We start from the raw sequence: 4,299 nt of genomic DNA, 5'->3' as shown, positions 1-4,299 counted from the left end.
AAATAGTAGACTAGCAACTACTGTCAAACACAAAGATAGAACAATTTTATTTTTCATTGTTTAAATTACCTCCTTTAAAATTCAGACGAGTCTTATTGAAAAACGTTACAACTCTCCATTTAAGAAAGTGGCCCGTTTGCGGAACAATCTACTTCTCTTATTTGTACGTCCTACCCCATAATGAGTTTCACTTTTCTTACAAATCGCTTTACTGATTATCCTATATTGAAATTCCTAATTCTATTCCTAATATACCATATACATACAATTTATTTCTATGCAATATTTCATTCCATAAAAAGAACAGCTAGATTTTACTCCAGCTGCTCTGCTTAACTAATTACACCTTGTGGAAATTTGTTCCGTCTGTAGTTTCTGAAACAATGCCAGCACGGATCACAAAGTCTCCGAAGTGTTCACCATCATCGCGTTCTTTCGCATAATGTTTTAATATCGGTCCTAACTCACTTAATATCTCTTCTTCTCCAATGTTTTCACGATAAATCTTGCTTAAGCGTTGCCCCGTAAAGCCGCCACCTAAGTACATATTATACTTGCCTGGTCCCTTACCGATAAAGCCTAGTTCCGCTATCGCTGGACGTGCACATCCATTCGGGCATCCTGTCATACGCGTCACGATCTCTTCATCGCCAAGTCCAGCATCATCCAGTAAGCCCTCGATTTTTGTGATCAGCGAAGGTAAATAACGTTCTGCCTCTGCCATCGCTAAACCGCATGTCGGCAGGGATACACATGCCATAGAGTTTCTACGTAATGCTGATTGCTCAGCTGGAGACTCCAAACTATACTTCGCAATAATTTCTTCTATATTCTTCTTATTTGAATCAGCAACATCGCCTAGCACTAAGTTTTGATTCGGACTCAGACGAAAATCACCTGTATGAATCTCTGCAATTTCGCGAAGAGCGGTCATCAGTTTAAAGTTTTCAGTATCACGCACGCGACCGTTTTCAATGAAGAATGTATAATTCCAGCGATCATTTTCTGCTGGCACCCATCCATAGCGGTCTCCATTATGATCGAAGTGATAAGGGCGTGTTCCTTCTAACTCCCAGCCTAGACGACTATGAAGCTCTCTAATTAACCAATCAAGTCCGCGAGAATCAATCGTGTACTTGAATCGTGCATACTTTCGTACAGAACGATTTCCGTTATCACGTTGGATCATCATTAAATGCTTGGCTACTTCTACCACTTGATCTGCAGGTACGAATCCAATCAGACGACCTAACTGAGGGTACGTCTGCTCATCTCCATGCGCCATTCCCATACCGCCACCTACCGCAACGTTGAAGCCGACTAGTTTTTCGTCTTCTACTATCGCAATCAATCCAATGTCTTGAGAGAATACATCTATATCATTCATTGGAGGTACTGCAATTCCAATCTTGAATTTTCTAGGCAAATACGTCGCGCCGTAGATTGGCTCTACTTCTTCCCCTGCGGTATCCACAACCTTTTCCTCATCCAACCAAATTTCATGATAAGCCGTTGTTTGTGGCAGTAAATCCAAACTTAATCTCTTCGACCACTCATATATTTCCGCGTGAACCGATGACTGATTCGGATTGGGGCTGCACATGACGTTTCGGTTAACGTCACCACAAGCCGCAATAGAATCCAGTAGCGCATCATTCATTTCCTGGATATTCTTTTTCATATTCCACTTCAAAATTCCATGCATTTGGAATGCTTGGCGTGTCGTTAACTTTAATGTACCGTTACCATATTTATGTGTCAGTTCATCCATAACAAGCCATTGCTTTGGCGTAGCGAAGCCAGCTGGCGTCCGCACGCGGATCATGAATTGATAAGCCGGCTCTAACTTTTGACGCTGACGCTCTATCCGTAGATCTCGGTCATCCTGTAAATAACTTCCGTGGAATTTCATTAGACGGTTATCATCATCTGGAATTCCTGAACTGATGGAATCATTCATCGTTTCGATAAGATTTCCACGCAAGTAATCACTTTCAATTTTAATTTCTTCTACATCACTCGGTGCTCCATCTTGTATATGGATCGGTTTTGTTGTTGAAGACATGCTCCCACTCCCCTTCGAATTACTTAATAGACATCTCTCTGATAGCGTTTTTCTTGAACTAACTGTGTAATGAATTCTTCAGCTTCTTCAAGTGATTTGCCGCCTTCTTGTTGAAGGATTTCCAGCAGCGTCGCGTGGACGTCTTTTGCCATGTTCTGTTCATCACCACACACATAAATCACTGCACCTTCTTCAATCCATTGGTACAGTTCTTGACTTGCTTGCTTCATACGATGCTGTACATATACTTTTTCATCCGTATCACGTGAAAAGGCAACATCGAGGCGTGTTAACGCACCATCCTTCACGTAATTTTGCCACTCAGTCTGATAATAGAAATCTGTCACATAATGCTGATCTCCAAAGAACAACCAAGACTTTCCTTCTGCTCCTGTTTCACTACGTTCTTCAATGAATGAACGGAATGGCGCGATACCCGTTCCTGGCCCTATCATGATGATCGGCGTTTCGGAATTAGCAGGTAAACGGAAATTATCATTTTTATGGATATAGATTGGTAATGTATCTCCTGGCTCAAGGTTTTCTGCACATTGAATAGAGCAAACACCTTGTCTGTCGCGGCCATGCGCTTCGTAACGAACAACACCAATTGTCAGATGCACTTCTTCAGGATTCGCTTCTAGACTACTTGCAATTGAATATAATCTTGCGGGCAATTTACGAAGAATCCCCACCAGTTGTTGTTCTGAAGCTTCTACTGGTCCGAAGTCCGTCAATGCATCTAGTAAATCGCGTCCATCGACATACGCACGAAGTTCATCCGCATTTTCTTTTTTTAGAATTCGCTTCAACTCTTCTGACCTAGAGTAATTAGATAGTTTTTCAAGTAACGGTTTAGTTACTACGGTAATCTCTAAGTGATTCAGTAAAGCAATGCGTAAAGCACGGTGTTCACCTTGTGAGTTAATTTCGACTGTTTCTTCCGCATTCCAATTCCCTAGTTGAATAATCTCATCGATTAAGTCGGGATTATTCGTTGGAAAAATCCCTACACTATCGCCCGATTCATATGTCAGTCCAGAGCCTTCTAATGAAATCTCCAGATGACGCGTCTCTTTATTGGAACCTCGGCCGTTTAGGTTAATATTTTCAAGTACTTCCGCTTTAAACGGATTCGTGCGTGAATACTGAGTAGAAGATGTAGTTTCCACTGCTACACTAGCTGCAGCCGATTGACCACCCGTTTGGATTTCTAATGAAACTTCCACCGCTGCTAGCCATTGTGCTGCTGGCTCATCATAATCCAAATCACAATCTACACGTGGTGCTAACTGAACAGCGCCAAGGTCAGATAGTTTCTGATCGAAATCAGCGCCCGTCTTACAGAAAAATTCGTACGAGCTATCGCCAAGTGCCAATACTGAATAATGAAGATGATCTAGTTTCGGGGCACGTTTTCCATGCAAGAATTCAAAAAACGGTAAGGCTGTGTCAGGTGGGTCTCCTTCTCCGTGCGTACTGACGACAAGCAATAGGTTTTCAATTTTCTTCAGGTTATTCGGTTTGAAATCATTCATGGACTGTATAGTTACATTAAAAGATTGCTCTTTTAACTTAGCTGCCGCTTGTTCTGCGATTCCCTGCCCGTTGCCTGTTTGGGAGCCATAAAGTATAGTTATTTCTTTTACTGCCGTCGGAACTTCGATAGCGGGACGCTCTAATACAGCGACGCCACCCGATGGTACTGAAGCTGAGCTGATAGCTGTTAAATAACCACTCAACCAACATTGCTGTGTTTCTGTAATGCTCGGCAATAAACGATTGAGCAACTCTACTTGTTCTTCACTAAAAGGACTGTTCGATACCTGTAACGCCATATTCATCACCCTCGCAACCTCTTATATATTTTTCCAAACAAAATCTGACTAGACTGACAACTAATTTTAAGATAATTTCATTGTATTATTATTAAACCTATTAGTCAAGTAGGCTTTTAATATAGCAAAGTAAACTTTGTAGAATTAGAGTGGTTGGATTCTTTGTTGGGGTGGGGATTTGCGCTTCGGAGGGGACGCTTTCCCATGGGCGCGACCTTGAGCCTCCTCGTCAGCTTCGCTTCCTGTGGGGTCTCAAGGCCCGCGCTGATCCATCGGGAGCATTCCTGTTTGGTTAGTGGAACCCTATTGAAATAGAAAAGTCCCCTTGGTATGATTCGGGGTGTCAAGGCGTCGACGGCTTGACCCCTAATTATAACCAAGGAGGACTCACATGAA

At 42.3% G+C, this 4,299-nt stretch carries 2 protein-coding genes; both read right to left on the bottom strand.

Going from position 1 to position 4,299, the window contains the following annotated elements:
• Window positions 1-340: 340 nt before the first annotated feature.
• Window positions 341-2,065: an assimilatory sulfite reductase (NADPH) hemoprotein subunit gene (gene cysI / locus CSV72_RS16340; RefSeq protein WP_099679219.1), complete on the bottom strand. Its 1,725-nt coding sequence runs from the start codon at window positions 2,063-2,065 to the stop codon at window positions 341-343.
• A gap of 23 nt (window positions 2,066-2,088) precedes the next feature.
• Entirely contained in the window at window positions 2,089-3,903 is a 1,815-nt protein-coding gene (locus tag CSV72_RS16335) for an assimilatory sulfite reductase (NADPH) flavoprotein subunit (protein WP_099679220.1), read from the bottom strand.
• Window positions 3,904-4,299: the final 396 nt, after the last annotated feature.

The sequence above is a fragment of the Sporosarcina sp. P20a genome (assembly GCF_002743175.1).
Taxonomy (GTDB): Bacteria; Bacillota; Bacilli; order Bacillales_A; family Planococcaceae; genus Sporosarcina.
Note: the sequence above shows the minus strand (reverse complement) of the source record. Positions and strands in the feature narration are given on the sequence as shown.